This is a genomic window from Nocardioides silvaticus (assembly GCF_003160695.1).
GTDB lineage: Bacteria > Actinomycetota > Actinomycetes > Propionibacteriales > Nocardioidaceae > Nocardioides > Nocardioides silvaticus.
Genome location: NZ_QGDD01000021.1, coordinates 1 through 1,127, shown reverse-complemented (window position 1 = coordinate 1,127; position 1,127 = coordinate 1). Strand labels below are relative to the sequence as shown.

General features: G+C 65.0%; 1 protein-coding gene. It reads left to right on the top strand.

Annotation, left to right across the window (positions count from 1 at the left end):
• Positions 1–122 precede the first annotated feature (122 nt).
• Positions 123–1,121, top strand: a complete 999-nt coding sequence (locus DJ010_RS21665; protein ID WP_109697549.1) for an IS481 family transposase — start codon at positions 123–125, stop codon at positions 1,119–1,121.
• Positions 1,122–1,127: the final 6 nt, after the last annotated feature.

Sequence of the window (1,127 nt, the reverse complement as noted above, 5' to 3'; positions counted from 1 at the left end):
CCGAGCCGCTAGGTGTGATGTCCAGGCACGTTGTTCGATCGGGTACGGCGAGCCGTAGATAGGTGAAGGCCTCCCCGATGTGGAGTGGAGCTGTCTAGGACCACACTCCAAGGGAGGCCTTCATGGCTCACGCTAACGCGGCTTTGACTCCGAAACACCGACTACGGCTGGCGCGGCTGATTGTGGAAGACGGTTGGCCACCCTCACGGGCAGCTGAGTTCTTCAATGTCTCGTGGCGCACGGCCGCTAAGTGGGCACAGCGCTACCGCGAGGAAGGCCCGGGCGGGATGGTCGACCGCTCCTCAGCCCGGAGGACTCAGCACGCAAAGACACCGGCGCCGATGGTGCGCAAGATCGTGCACCTGCGCTGGAAGCAACGTCTCGGACCAGTCCCGATCGCCGCGAAGCTCCAAATGCCGGCATCGACGGTTCATGCGGTCCTGGTCCGGTGCCGACTCAACCGGCTTTCCCACATCGACCGGGTCACCGGCGAGCCTGCTCGCCGCTACGAACGAGAACGGCCCGGTGAGTTGATCCACGTCGACGTGACCAAGTTCGGCAACATCCCCGACGGTGGCGGCTGGCGCTTTGTGGGAGTGGAGCAGGGCTTCGCGAACCGCCTGGCCACTCGTGACCGCACAGGCAAGCGGAACAAGGCCTACCAGCCCAAGCTGGGCAACTGCTTCGTGCACACCGTGATCGATGACTACTCCCGTGTCGCCTACGCCGAGGTCCACGACGACGAGAAGGCCGCCACAGCCGCCGGCGTCCTATATCGAGCAGTGGCCTGGTTCGCCGAGCACGGCGTCACCGTTGAACGGGTGCTCTCCGACAACGGATCTGCCTACATCTCCCACCTGTGGCGAGACAGCTGCACCGACCTCGGCATCACCCACAAGCGGACCCGGCCCCGCCGCCCACAGACCAACGGCAAGATCGAACGACTCCACCGCACTCTGGCCGACGGCTGGGCCTACAAGAAGCTCTACACCTCCGAGAACGCCCGTCGAGCCGCGCTGGCAGGATGGCTGCACCAGTACAACCACCACCGGCCCCACTCAGCCCTAGGTGGCCTCCCACCCATCACCCGGTTGGACAACCTGGCTGGACATCACAGCTAGGCGAGG